At 24.3% G+C, this 13637-nt stretch carries 17 protein-coding genes; 10 read left to right on the forward strand and 7 right to left on the reverse strand.

Features of this window, described 5'->3' with window-relative positions:
- Nucleotides 1-213: 213 nt before the first annotated feature.
- The 7 genes from I5Q57_RS07285 to I5Q57_RS07315 all read left to right on the forward strand — a co-directional run bounded on the left by I5Q57_RS07285 (nt 214) and on the right by I5Q57_RS07315 (nt 5888).
- Nucleotides 214-1197: an IS1/IS1595 family N-terminal zinc-binding domain-containing protein gene (locus I5Q57_RS07285; protein ID WP_215825903.1), complete on the forward strand. Its 984-nt coding sequence runs from the start codon at nt 214-216 to the stop codon at nt 1195-1197.
- 724 nt (nt 1198-1921) lie between these two features.
- Entirely contained in the window at nt 1922-2098 is a 177-nt protein-coding gene (locus I5Q57_RS07290) for a hypothetical protein (protein WP_215825904.1), read from the forward strand.
- A 140-nt stretch (nt 2099-2238) separates the two neighbouring features.
- On the forward strand, nt 2239-2940 hold the full coding sequence (locus tag I5Q57_RS07295; protein WP_215825905.1) for a UPF0236 family transposase-like protein: 702 nt from the start codon (nt 2239-2241) through the stop codon (nt 2938-2940).
- Nucleotides 2941-3521: 581 nt separating this feature from the next.
- Nucleotides 3522-3848, forward strand: coding sequence for a hypothetical protein (locus I5Q57_RS07300; protein WP_215825906.1), 327 nt, complete (start codon nt 3522-3524; stop codon nt 3846-3848).
- Between the two features lie 2 nt (nt 3849-3850).
- Nucleotides 3851-4072 (forward strand): hypothetical protein, encoded by a 222-nt coding sequence (locus tag I5Q57_RS07305; RefSeq protein ID WP_215825907.1) that lies wholly within the window; start codon nt 3851-3853, stop codon nt 4070-4072.
- Between the two features lie 562 nt (nt 4073-4634).
- Nucleotides 4635-4883, forward strand: coding sequence for a hypothetical protein (locus I5Q57_RS07310; protein WP_215825908.1), 249 nt, complete (start codon nt 4635-4637; stop codon nt 4881-4883).
- A gap of 24 nt (nt 4884-4907) precedes the next feature.
- Nucleotides 4908-5888: a hypothetical protein gene (locus tag I5Q57_RS07315; RefSeq protein ID WP_215825909.1), complete on the forward strand. Its 981-nt coding sequence runs from the start codon at nt 4908-4910 to the stop codon at nt 5886-5888.
- Between the two features lie 177 nt (nt 5889-6065).
- Here I5Q57_RS07315 and I5Q57_RS07320 read toward each other — a convergent pair whose 3' ends face one another.
- Together I5Q57_RS07320 and I5Q57_RS07325 are read right to left on the reverse strand one after the other, a co-directional pair.
- Nucleotides 6066-6248, reverse strand: a complete 183-nt coding sequence (locus I5Q57_RS07320; RefSeq protein ID WP_215825910.1) for a hypothetical protein — start codon at nt 6246-6248, stop codon at nt 6066-6068.
- A gap of 111 nt (nt 6249-6359) precedes the next feature.
- Nucleotides 6360-7448, reverse strand: coding sequence for an Mbov_0401 family ICE element transposase-like protein (locus I5Q57_RS07325; RefSeq protein ID WP_215825911.1), 1089 nt, complete (start codon nt 7446-7448; stop codon nt 6360-6362).
- Nucleotides 7449-7687: 239 nt separating this feature from the next.
- On the opposite strand from I5Q57_RS07325, the gene I5Q57_RS07330 reads away from it, so the two are divergent.
- Both I5Q57_RS07330 and I5Q57_RS07335 read left to right on the forward strand, forming a co-directional pair.
- A complete protein-coding gene (locus I5Q57_RS07330) occupies nt 7688-8122 on the forward strand; it encodes a hypothetical protein (RefSeq protein ID WP_215825912.1) in 435 nt (144 codons plus the stop codon).
- A 401-nt stretch (nt 8123-8523) separates the two neighbouring features.
- Complete coding sequence (locus I5Q57_RS07335; RefSeq protein WP_215825913.1) at nt 8524-9459, forward strand: hypothetical protein; 936 nt, start codon at nt 8524-8526, stop codon at nt 9457-9459.
- 237 nt (nt 9460-9696) lie between these two features.
- Here the strand turns inward: I5Q57_RS07335 and I5Q57_RS07340 are convergent, their stop codons facing one another.
- The 4 genes from I5Q57_RS07340 to I5Q57_RS07355 form a co-directional block, all read right to left on the reverse strand.
- A complete protein-coding gene (locus I5Q57_RS07340) occupies nt 9697-10224 on the reverse strand; it encodes a hypothetical protein (protein WP_215825914.1) in 528 nt (175 codons plus the stop codon).
- Between the two features lie 265 nt (nt 10225-10489).
- Complete coding sequence (locus tag I5Q57_RS07345) at nt 10490-10882, reverse strand: hypothetical protein (RefSeq protein WP_215825915.1); 393 nt, start codon at nt 10880-10882, stop codon at nt 10490-10492.
- 231 nt (nt 10883-11113) lie between these two features.
- Entirely contained in the window at nt 11114-11362 is a 249-nt protein-coding gene (locus I5Q57_RS07350) for a hypothetical protein (RefSeq protein WP_215825916.1), read from the reverse strand.
- A gap of 6 nt (nt 11363-11368) precedes the next feature.
- Nucleotides 11369-11677 (reverse strand): hypothetical protein, encoded by a 309-nt coding sequence (locus I5Q57_RS07355; RefSeq protein WP_215825917.1) that lies wholly within the window; start codon nt 11675-11677, stop codon nt 11369-11371.
- 170 nt (nt 11678-11847) lie between these two features.
- Between I5Q57_RS07355 and I5Q57_RS07360 the strand changes: the two genes are divergently transcribed.
- Nucleotides 11848-12255 (forward strand): hypothetical protein, encoded by a 408-nt coding sequence (locus I5Q57_RS07360; RefSeq protein WP_215825918.1) that lies wholly within the window; start codon nt 11848-11850, stop codon nt 12253-12255.
- Nucleotides 12256-12436: 181 nt separating this feature from the next.
- On the opposite strand, the gene I5Q57_RS07365 is transcribed toward I5Q57_RS07360, so the two are convergent.
- On the reverse strand, nt 12437-13633 hold the full coding sequence (locus I5Q57_RS07365; protein ID WP_215825919.1) for a hypothetical protein: 1197 nt from the start codon (nt 13631-13633) through the stop codon (nt 12437-12439).
- Nucleotides 13634-13637: the final 4 nt, after the last annotated feature.

Below are 13637 nucleotides of genomic sequence, written 5' to 3' on the forward strand. Positions count from 1 at the left end.
TTAGTTTTCTTAGGTATTGTTTTGAAGAAGTAAAACAATCAGCTAATTATATTATTTAATTACTAAACTAACCCTGCCTTTTTTGTTATTGTCATTTTTATTCATTGCCATTCTATCATATTATTGAATTTTTACACAATAAAAATTATTTTTAATTTTGTAGAAAACTCTTGATATTTATTGAATATACTTAATTTTAGGTATATTTTTAATATGATAGAGGTGGATAATAATTATGGAAAAAATAATTCAAGAACTAGTAAATACTTTAACAGATGATCAATTTTTAGAATTTTATGAAAAAGTCAAACAACAAGCAGAATTAATAAAAAAAAACAAAAACGTTTAAATGAAATTGATCAAAAATTTAGAGCACAAGGTATTAAATGCCCTAAATGCGAATCTTACCATTGCGTTAAAAATGGACATAATTCAGAAGGAAAACAAAAATATTTATGTAAAAATTGCCGTGCAAGTTTTGACGCTTTTCGTAATCATTTTATTTATTGAAGTCATTTAAATTATGAACAATGAAATTTATTGATTCAAATTTCATTGCTGGGGCAATCTAGTAAAACAATTTCTCTTTTTATTAAAACTACATTAAAAACTGCTTGATATAATCGTCAAAAATTAATGAAATCAAAACAATTAGAAAATACCCAATTAAAATTTAAAAAATTATCTGGTAAAATACAAATCGATGAAACATTTATTAAAGAAATTCATAAAGGAAATTTCAAACATAAAACTGATCCACGAAGAATTCGCCTTGACCCATTCGCAACTAATACTAAATGCTGTATTCAAATGGCAGTTGATAATAATAACAATATTTATGTTAAATCTACAAACACCAAACGTTTACAAAAACAATGAGTTATTGAAAATATGAACAAAGAATTAATTAACCAAAATTCAATTATTACTTCTGATATGCAAAAATTATATTTTTTAGTAGCAAAACAAACAAATTATACTTTATGTGTAACTAAAACAACAATTAATCCCGAAGCTAGTTATCGTAACTTAAATAAAATCAGTAAATTACAATCTAGTCTTAAAGAAGCCTTAATTCATTATCATGGTTTATGTTTTACTAATATTCAAAATTATTTAAATCTCTGAAAATGAAAATACCAACATAAGGGTTTAACTCTAAACCAACAAACAGCGGTATTATATTTTAATGTATAAAAAATTAAAGTAAAAATAGTAATTTTACATAAAAGCCTTTTAAAATTATCAAGTTGATGATTTTTTTGAGTTTATCAATAGTTTTCGACAAAATTAAAAAAAAATTCTAATTTTACTATAGACTTGGTACATAACTATAACATTTTGCATCTACCAAACTATAAAATTCACTTTCATCTTTATATTTATCTAATATTTGCGCTTCATCTAGAAAATAATATTATCAAAATAGTAGATAAAATTGAGGGTTATGTGCCAACTTTTATATAGACTTCTTACAATACTATGATAGTAACTGAAAATTGTATTATTGAAGCAAATAAATTAAACTTTATTAAAATTACTACCAAGAAAGGTGATTTTTTATGTTAGAAATTAATAATAATTTAAAAACGATAGAAAACAAGCATTGATTAAGTTTATTTACAACGCATAAAAATATGTACACCAATAAATGTGAACAATTAGCTAACTAATATGAAAAATTAGATAAATACTTATATATAAATATCATTATTGTTTAAAACAAGGTTATAAAGTAGTTCGTTTTGCAATAAGAACAATTATTACAATTTTTGGTGAAGTTATTTTTAAACGAGGCCGATATAAATATTGAAATCAAAAATCAGGTAAATTTTAATATGTATGTTTACTAGATAAATAAATTGGTTTATTACCGAAACAACGCATTTATTTTGATGTTCAATTTAAAGTTTTAAGTCTTTTGGGCGATGGTAAACGCTATCGCGATGTTTTAGATGCTCTAAATCATTGTTATATTTCAAAAGCTAGTATTTCAAATATTTTAAATAAATATGATATTGCTGAATATTTTCAACTAGCAGAAAAAAAACCAAAACTAGAATTGATGTCAAAAATAAGGATTTATATATTCAACTAGATGAGACATTTTTAGCGGCATTAGATCAGAAAGTTAAACAAGACCAAAGAATTCGTTTAGTTACTTTTCATACCGGACATAAAGAAAAAAATTATAAAAATGCTCGTAGAGAATTAGAAAACAAACGAGGTCATTTTCTAATGTTAAAAGTTGGTAAACGAATAAATACAATGGATTATCGTGATTTATTAATTAAGGAATTACAAAAACATTATGTAAATATTAATTATGACAGAATAATTGTTTGTGGTGAAGGTGCTACTTGAATTAGAGAAATTGCCAATAGTTTTGGTAATGTTAGATATATTTTAGATGGTTATCATGCTATTAAAAAATTAAAACAAACTGCATTTAATATTATTTTTGAAAATCGTAAAGTAACACTAAATAGTTGAATTAAATTATATAAGGATGGAAATCATCAAGAATTAATCAAAAACATTCGTAATATTGCTAAAAATGAATTAAATAAAGATATTAAAATAAATTTAAGAAAGGCGAGTAATTATTTCAGTAATAATAAGCAAGGTATTCATAATCAAAATTTAGAATGAAATATTGGTTGTAGCATTGAAAGTGATGTGTCACATTTGGTAAAACAACAATTAGGATATGGGGCGAAAATATATAATCATAAGAATTTAAATAACCTATTACATTTAAGAATGGCAAATTTAAACAAATTAAATGTATTACATTACATTAATGAAAATATTAATTCAGAAATAGAAATCAGAAAAGAAATATATAAAAATTCATTATGAAATAAATATAATAATAAAAATGATGATAGTTGAATTAACTATAAAGGCAATGCCGTAACAAATAAATATAATAGATAAATATAATAGATTTAAGTAAGTAAAAATATAAAATTAATATATATTTAGTCAAAATTTAATAATAATTATAATGGGCGCATAAAGTTTTGTTAGGTAGGTAAATATTTGAATAAGTATTAAGGAAGTCAGCAATGATTGTCTTTTTATTTTATAAGGTGTTAAAAATTTGTTCTTTGAAAATGAAATACAAGTGAATTAATAATGTTGGTTTGTATTAAAGCACGATAAATTGTGGGTGGTCGCCATAACCAAAAGAAGTTTACCAGTTAATAGACAACACCCTATTAGCTATAGCAATTTGTTTAGTTTTGCAATAAAAAAATGAATGGGGGATTTCCTAAAAATATACACGCTATTAAATTAGTTCCAAGGTTAGGATGCGGACATTAAAGTGTAGAAATTTCTATTATAGGGGTATGCTAAGTTTAAAATTATTAAAATCTTTATCTAATAATTAAAAAACAAAATTTAATAACAAAGCTTGTTAAACACTTAAATCTGCGATATATAAGTGTTTAAAAAACTAAGTTAATTAACTTAGTTAATATAACTTAGTTTATCTATAAGAAAGGTAATTTATTATGAAAAACATTGAAAACATTTTCTTAAATACTAAGAAATATCTTTTAAAAGAAACACAAAACGCAATGTTTATTAAAGCCCCAAAAATTCCGTGATTTAATGAACAAATCGGCATTTGGTTTCCAAAGCGATTTGTTTATAAAGGAAAATATGAAAATTCGATTTGTGTCGGAATAATCAAGGATAGTAAATATCAAATAATTTCAATTAATCAAAAAGAAAAAGAAACCAAATTAATTAAGGGGCAAGAATTATTAGGTTTTTTCATTGCCGAAAAAGAAAACAACAAAAAAGATATAAATTATAACTATTTTAAAGGAGTTTAAAAATGAATATTGCGATTGGATTAATATTTATTATTATCAGCATCATGCTATTGGCATATTTTGCTTATAAAATTTATGCCAAAATAAAAATTAGAATTAAATATAAAAATGCCATTAAAAATAATACTGGTAATTTCACGAAAGACGAAAAAGTATTTATTGCCCGCTTTGAGGAATGAGTTAAAGCTCCTAATTCAAAAGAAAATAACGCGGATAAAAAATAATGTTTTGAAAAATTATCATGGAATTCTTAGAACTTTTTATTCAGATAGAAAAAATGCCTGCACAGGTTGCGTTTATTGCCGGATTAATTATTATCATCACGTTTCTTTTCGCATTAATTTCAATTATGTATTTACCAATAAAAATAATTTTTGGTAGATAAAAAATGACAGTAAATTTAAAATAATTTAATTGAGAACAAATTAAACAAAATTTCTGAGATTTATTTATTCAAATTACAACTATTCCGGCTCATATTAGTGGTGGTAAAGAAATTGATTTAACTCAAGAAACACTTTGACTTTTAATAGCAAACATTGCTTTTTGATTCTTAACAGCGATTATGGTGTGATTTATTCTAATGCTACTTTGAAAAACCATATCAGTATTTAGATAGGGAAAAAATTAATGTCAAGAAGTTACATTGTGATGCATTCCCAAAGAAATTCAAAATTAATTAGGAAAAAATATAATCGTGTTAAGGTTAATCGTGGTTTTAACAAATTTAAGAAAAACTTTGAATATAAATGATGAATGTTTTAAAAAGAAAGGGGGTGAGATTATATGTTTGGAACTTTCTTAGCGGGAGAAGCGCCAGCAACAGTAGAAAAAATAACAGCTAGTGACGCGATGACTAAATTATGAAATGCAATTATAACGGCTTTTACTAAAATGTGAGAAATTATTGCTGTTAATATGCCACAAGTCGGTAACTTCTTTGCTGACTACTGAATCTTCATTTTTCCATTTATTTTGGCAATATTCTTTATTTGCTTTAAAATGTTTGAAAAATTACTTGGAGCGGTATGCTAACAAAAAAATAAAGTGAGGTGCAAGATGAAATTTTGCAAATGAATAATAGAAAAAAATAACCATTTTATTGAATTGAATCGCACCTCATTTTTAATTTTATGACATTGCGGAGCAATTTGATATATTTACAACGGTTATTTTAAAAACATTGTAAGTTATTTATTTTTAGCAGGTTGTATTTTAATTTTCCTTTTTAAAATCAGTAATTTAACACAAATTAACAAAGTTATTAATTTTTTAAAAAATTCACCATTAAACATCGTTATTGGTTCATTAGGAACTGGAAAAACCGCCTTTCTAGTATACGCATCAAAATTACTAAAAAAGAAAAAATATCATATCGCATCAACATTTCCATTACTAGAAACCCAAAAATTAAGTTTAGGTCATATGGGGTTATTAGACTTTGATTATCCAGTATTGCCAGAAAAAACCTTACTTTTGTGAGATGAAACCAATTTATTTTTAGAAGGAACTGATTGAGAAAAAAATAACACCAAAAACGAAGAAACCGGTATTCAAGAATATTTCGCTCTGGCACGCCATTTCGGTCATATTGTGTTAGCTAGCGGGCAAAGAGATAAACATATATGAGTTAAAGTTCGTGATATTGCTAATAATGTGATTGTGGGGATTCGCAAAAAACCAGTTAATATTTTTCGCCCTTACTTAAAAGTCATCTATGGTACCTTTACTAGTATTGAAGAATATGAACGCTGACGAAACACCTTAATTGATGCTAAAAATAGCAAAAAGGGTCGTCGCATTAAATACCGTGATATCCCTGAACTTGATATTTATTTTTTTAAATTAAAAATTCCTTTACCAATACTTAACACTTACAATTCTTTTTACCTAGCGTTTTTAAGAGATTACTTAAATTCAAAAGTAAATCTTGACTATGAAGACAAATACTATACTGACACAGCAATTGATTTAGAAGACTTAGAATACTTAAAAATGGATAAATTTAGCAAATTTTTAAGAAAAATGGGTCGCGTTTAGTTTTCTTAGGTATTGCTTTGAAGAAATAAAACAATCAGCTAATTATATTATTTAATTACTAAACTAACCCCGCCTTTCTTGTTATTGTCATTTTTATTCTTTTTAATTTTATCATATTATTGAATTTTTACACAACAAAAATTATTAATTTTATTAAATTTTAACTAATATTTTTACTTACTTAAATTTATTATATTTATTTGTTACAGCATTACCTTTATAATTAATTCAACTATCATCATTTTTATTATTATATTTATTTCATAATGAATTTTTATATATTTCTTTTCTGATTTCTATTTCTGAATTAATATTTTCATTAATGTAATGTAGTACATTTAATTTGTTTAAATTTGACATTCTTAAATGTAATAGGTTATTTAAATTCTTATGATTATATATTTTTGCCCCATAGCCTAATTGTTGTTTTACTAAATGAGATACATCACTTTCAATGCTACAACCGATATTTTATTCTAAATTTTGATGATGAATGCCATGCTTATTATTACTGAAATAATTACTCGCTTCCCTTAAATTTGTTTTAATATCTTTATTTAATTCATTTTTAGCAACATTACGAATGGTTTTGATTAATTCTTGATGATTGCCATCCTTATATAATTTAATTCAACTATTTAGTGTTACTTTGCGATTTTCAAAAATAATATTAAATGCAGTTTGTTTTAATTTTTTAATAGCATGATAACCATCTAAAATATATCTAACATTACCAAAACTATTGGCAATTTCTCTAATTCAAGTATCACCATCACCACAAACAATTATTCTGTCGTAATTAATATTTACATAATGTTTTTGTAATTCCTTAATTAATAAATCATGATAATCCATTGTATTTATTCGTTTGCCAACTTTTAACATTAGAAAATGACCTCGTTTGTTTTCTAATTCTCTACGAGCATTTTTATAATTTTTTTCTTTATGTCCGGCATGAAAAGTAACCAAACGAATTCTCTGGTCTTGTTTAACTTTCTGATCTAATGTCGCTAAAAATGTTTCATCTAGTTGAATATATAAATCCTTATTTTTAACATCAATTCTAGTTTTAGTTTCTTTTTCTGCGAGTTGAAAATATTCAGCAATATCGTATTTATTTAAAATACTTGAAATACTAGCTTTTGAAATATAACAATGATTTAGAGCATCTAAAACATCACGATAGCGTTTACCATCACCTAAAAGACTTAAAACTTTAAATTGGACATCAAAATAAATGCGTTGTTTAGGTAATATAACAATTTCTTTATCTAATAAACATACATATTCAAATTTACCTGATTTTTGATTTCAATATTTATATTGGCGTCGTTTAAAAGTAACATCACCAAAAATTGTAATAATTGTTCTTGATGCAAAATGAACTACTTTATAACCTTGTTTTAACCGATAATGATATTTATATAAGTATTCATCTAATTTTTCATATTCATTAGCTAATTGTTCACATTTATTAGTGTACATATTTTTATGGGTTGTAAATAAACTAAATCAATGCTTGTCTTCTAAGGTTTTTACATTATTATTAATTTCTAACATAAAAAATCGCCTTTCTAGATAGTAATTTTAACAAAGTTAAATTTCGTTAGTTTATTTTTCTGTTTTAATGATAATTTTTTTTCTAGAATTATTATTCAATAACCTGAAAAAATGATAAAAATTCTTATTTAATAAGTTATAATCAATTTGTATTAATTAGACTTTAAAAATTTAAGGAAGGATGTTAATTGTTCAACAAATTTATTAATTAGTAAAAATTAATAAAAAGGATTTAATAAATGAAAAAATTACTTAGTTTATTAAGCACAATAACAATGGCCGGAAGCGGAATGTTAGGAATTGTTGCCAATAGTCCTTATCCAACACAAGAACAACAAATTAAATTAGAAAACATAAATTATAAAAGACAAAAACGAAGCAATAATGAAAATAATAAAATAAATGCAACAAAAATTGTTATTAAAGCAAAAAAACAGATCTGATCTTCTGGTATTGTTTTCAACAATAAAGTATTTTTTAGTTCATTTGATCATAATGTTTATGAATATGATCCTGCTACAGGACAACAAAAAATTATTATTATAACAAATGGTGAAACTTGATCTTCTGGTGTAGTTTTCAACAATAAATTGTATTTTGGTTCAGATGATCATAATGTATATGAATATGATCCAGTCACAAATCAACAAAAAATCGTTCTTAGAGCAACTTAATCTATAAGATCTTCTGGTGTAGTTTTAAACAATAAATTATATTTTGGTTCATTTGATCATAATGTTTATGAATATGATCCTGCTACAGAACAACAAAAAATTATTCTTAGAGCAACTGAATCTATAAGATCTTCTGGTATTGTTTTTGACAATAAATTGTACTTTGGTTCAACAGATAAAAATATGTATGAATATATGACCACGACCCTGTCGCCGAGCAACAAAAAATTATTATTAAAACAAATTGATGAATTGATTCATCTGGTGTAATTTTCAACAATAAATTATATATTGGTTCAGGAGAGGGCAATGTTTATGAATATAGTAATTATGATTTAAATTCAAATTTAGAACAAATTAGTAATAATTCTGATAATGTAATTTTAAGTGAATTAAATTATTTGAATCCAGATTTAGATATTTCACAATTAGAAATTATTAACAAGACAAAAAATTCAGCTATATTAAAAATAAAAAATAATTTAAATAATAATAATAATATAAAAATACATTATTCAATTGATAATGGGCAAAATAAAATTATTAATTTAAATGAATTGATTAAAAAAGCATTATTTTTTAAATTTCGAGATGAAAATTCTAATTTAAAATTTAAGGAAATAAATTATATTGATACTAATAATTTAAATTTTTCAAATACTGAAATAACAAAACAAGAAAATTCATTTTTATGATCTAATGTTCCTAAAAATGTGTGTTCTGATAGAGAAATTACCAATAAAACTCCAAATATAAAATCATTTAATGTACCTGCTTGTGAATATAAATCAAAATCAAAATTAATATTTCAAATTACAACAGGATTAACTAAAACAAAACAAGAAAATAAATTAAATGGTTGAAACATAAATTCTGATGATGAAATGAAATTAACAGATTTTACAAATATAAATAATAAAAATTCTGAAATTATTAATGTATTATCAAATGAATTTGATTTATCAAACACAAATAAACAAGAACAAGAAATGATTTTAAGTATTTTTAAGGGACCTACTGATAAATTTGAACTTAATCCCAATGAAAAATTAAAAATTACTTATCCAGCAAGAATAATTACATCTAAAGTTATATTAAATTTAAAACAAAAAATTACAGGAAATATTACTGCCAAAATAATTGATGATAACAATAAAGAACAAATAGTTATATTATCAATTACAGAAGTAATGCAAATTTTACAAAATCATGGTTTATTACCCAATGAAATTACTATAGATAAAAACAATGATAACATAACATTTAATGGGGAAGCATTTTTCTCATCAGAAAGAGAAGGGTCAGTAAGAACAAATACAGTTACTACTATAGTATAAGGTTTTATAAAAACGATATTAGCTATTTAGAACAATAACTTTAATTGAAACAAGCACAACAAGTTTAAATTTCTTGTAAAAATAAAAAATATTCAAACCAGTAATTTTAATTAATTACTGGTTCCTTATTTTATTAAAATATAAAAAATGAGAAGTTGCTTAGTTGTTTAAGAGTATTGTCATCATAAAAAACCACCTTTTAAGGGGATGATTTTAACGATTTTTAAATTTAGTTATTTACGGATGATTTTCAATTTCAAAATCATTTGTACTTCTTAATATGTAATCTATTTTATTATCATCATAAGCAGGACTAATATTTCCTAAGCTATCATATTTGCAGTCATCTAAATTTGTACCTTGTGCTTTAATTGTTATTTTTTTATTAATTACTCATGTATTTCGCATGGCGGTTTCTTGTCCGTATGTAATTATTAATTGTCTAATCTTATTTTGTTTACTCTGATTATTTTGTAATTCTTGTGTAAATTTGAAACTAAGGTTGTTTAAATATCTTAATTCTGGTAATTTTTCATTTAGATTGTTATTATCTATTTTATTTATTTGAACTTGTGTAATATTATTTGTTGAATTCGAAATTCAAAACCTCACTTTTTCTAGATTTCTGATTTCAAAATCATAAACTTTATTACTTTGTCTTTTGTTTCTAATTAGTGATTGTGTTTTGCCATTTTTAATGTTTTGGGGAATGGTAAAAATGTTATTAAAACTAATAATTAACACGGTAAATATTTTCATAAACATTTTTATCACTCCTTTTTAAAATATTTTATTTTTCATTATTCTTTTTGCTTTAATTTTTTTAATAAGTCACTCAATGCTACAGTTTATAACTACCGCTATTGTAATGCATATATCTAAATATCCTAGTATCATAAGTGAAATTAATGCTTCAAATTTTTCATATAATAATTTCAAATCATTAATTTCCAATTTTAAAAATGGAATGAAAAAGATAGTAATCATAAAAATGTAAGGTAAAATTCTCCATCAATATTTTTTTAAAGAACTAATTAATTTGTTTCATTTCATTTTTCAAGGCTCTTTTTGCTTTAATTTTTTGAATAATAAAGCGGATTAATTTTTCAAATTTAATTGCAAAATATATTGCTCCGCCTCATCAAAAAACAAATATTCCTGCGAGCATAATACCACTATTGAACTTGCCAAAGAAATCAACCATCTGTTTATTCATAAAATCATTAAATTCAGCACTTGTTCTGGTTATTCATTTAGTATCGATTACTGTTAATGTACAAATTAATAAGCTTATAAATATGAAAATGATACTTAATGATACTTTTAACCACTGCTTTTTAAAAGAATTTTTAATTATTAATTTTAATGGCATTTTTTCTTTTGAATTATCTTTTTTGAATAATTTTGCTAAAAGTTTTTTCATTTTTATTTTCCTTTCGTGTTTAAAAATTTTTAATTTTTGGTTTTCAATTATTAAGTCTGATTTTTGATTAATATGAATAGTATTTCACTTTTCTAGTTTTAAAATTTATTTATTTTTTTCCATTATTATGTATTTAAGATTATTAACACTATTTTCTAATATGACATTAGCAATTTTTAATTTTTCATTCTCTATTTATAATTCTTGTTTTTTAGTTAATTTTTCCATTTTCTACCTACCTTTAATTACAATAAATAAAGCAATAAGTACACAATTAACGCCAAGAATGGTAAAGATTGGATGTTGCGAAAATGTCCGAGCCATTGGTTTAAATAGTTCTAAAATTGTTAAATTGCTAGTAATAAACTTTTGGAAATTGACAAGGCCCTCGCTAATATAGTTCGTTAAAGTTTCAAAATGACTACCAGCCAATAATCCAAGAACAGTTATTAAGATAAAAATAATAATTAGTTTAAACATTGTTAGTTACCTTGTTTTATTTTTTTGTTTTCAATTAATTTTATTTGGATTTATTGGTTGTATTTGTTTTTTAGCTTTTCCTCACGCACTTAAGCGACCTTTATTTTTAACAGCATATTGGCGTTGTTTTTCTAAATTAACTTGTTGACTACCAAAACCGAGGATAATTGCCATAAGAAATTCTACAGCCAGCGTTAAGAATAAAGGAAATATTAGTTGAATATTCGTTCCCGGTACTTCAAAACTTCAAATTAAATCAAAAACTTTATAAAGCATTTGAGCGAGAAAGTCGGCCATTTTTGCGAGATTTTCCATTTTTTATTATTCCTTTTCTTTCATTTTTCGGGCGCATAAAGTTTTGTTAGGTGGGAAAATATTTGAATAAGTATTAAGGCGGTCAGCAATGATTGTCTTTTTTATTTTATAAGGTGTTAAAAATTTGTTCTTTGAAAATTAAATACAAGTGAAATAAAGGAGTTAATTTTATGAAATTTTTAAATATAACCGCTATTTTAGGATTAATAACACTACCAATATTTGGCTGTTCTAAAAAGGAAAATAAAACAATATTACAAATTGAGAATGAAACATACGAATTTACTTTATTAAAAGCAAAAATTAATTGAATGTGAGACGGATTTAGACAAAATTTTAGTATAGCTTTAAGTGAATTTGATAAAAATGAAAGTGGATTAAATAAATTACCAATTGATTTTAAAAATACATTAGCTATGAAAAATAGTTATATTTATTTAGATGAAGAAGGAATAAGCACATTAAAAACTGATAATCTCGGAAGAAATGGCAACTTAAAAGTAACAAATATCAAAGGTAAAATAATTACAACACAGAATTTTTATAATTGATTAGAATTTAATTTTCAACATAATTAAAAAGAGATAGTTTTTTACTATACTATGACGCAATTCTTAAACAACTAAGCAATTTTTTTATTTTGTCAAAATAGAAAAGCAGTATTTAAATTTAAATACTGCTTTAGTAAAAATATTTTTAAATTATTCTGCATAACACATATAAAAAATATTTTTCTCTTTTAATTAATAATGTTAAATTTTATTCTATTCCTAGTCAATCGCCTTCAGTGTTGGTTATAATGACAAAACCATCATTTTCATTATCTAATATTTCAAAATAACCATTTATTTGTTCAAAATGAAGCAGTATTACTTTTACGAGAGTATTGAAATCTTCATTTGTGACACTTCCGCCTCAACCAGAATGGTCATTTATAACAAATTTATTTTTAATAATTTTAGTAATGTTTGCTTGTGAATTTTTATTTTGTTTGATTTCATTTCATGTGTTTTTGTTAATTTTAATTTTTAATTTATCATGGGCTAGAAATTTATATCATTTTTCAATGTTATCATAAACATTATGATGAATTAAAGTTGGCAACGCAATATCAGATGTTGAATGATGATGAAAAGCAAAATACATTCATGTTCCTGCAATTGCTAATCCGCCAATTACTAAGGATAATCCTAAAGTTTCCGGAGCCAGAGTGGCAACAGTACCAGCTTCTCCCACTATAATTCCGCCTTCAACTGCTGCTGTTTCAGCAACAGTAATTGTTTCTGCGGCGGCTAAGCTTTCTGTTGTGCTTGTTGATAAGAGCGGAGTCATTTCCATTGCTTCTGCATTTGTGACACTAGTAGTGGTGGCACCACTAACAGTCATTTTGGTTCCATAAGCTGTTGATGCCCCTCCACTTAAAGCTGCCAATCCAGTATTTGTTAATTTTTCTTTAAAAGCTTTTTTATCGTTTTCAGATAATGATTCATAATGACGATTAATTTCATTTAATCTTTTTAATTTTTCTTCTTTTGAAAGCGAATTATATTTATTTATCGCCTTTGTAGTTGCTTTTTGTGAATTGATAATATTATTACCATGATTAGAATCATCATCTTCATTATTGTTATACAAAATGGCGTGGTGTTGACCATGATCATCAACTGTTAATTTAATTGGGTTTGTATCTGGTTTTGGAGTTGTTGGTGGTAAATTATCTGGTCTTTTTGTTGTGTCAACTACAGGTATATTTCCCTGATTGTCATTAATAACAATGGCGTGATTTGCTTGATCTTCTTCTGGTGTTAAAGCAAAATTATAATGATTGTTAATACCAGAGCCTTTTGTAAGTTCAACATAAGATATCGCTATGTTATTATTATTTGCATTTTGATTAACTGGTTGATAAGAACCATTATTATTTACACTAATATTAGCATTTAAAACATTATTCATTGCT

The organism is Spiroplasma endosymbiont of 'Nebria riversi' (assembly GCF_018831625.1).
GTDB lineage: Bacteria > Bacillota_I > Bacilli_A > Mycoplasmatales > Nriv7 > Nriv7.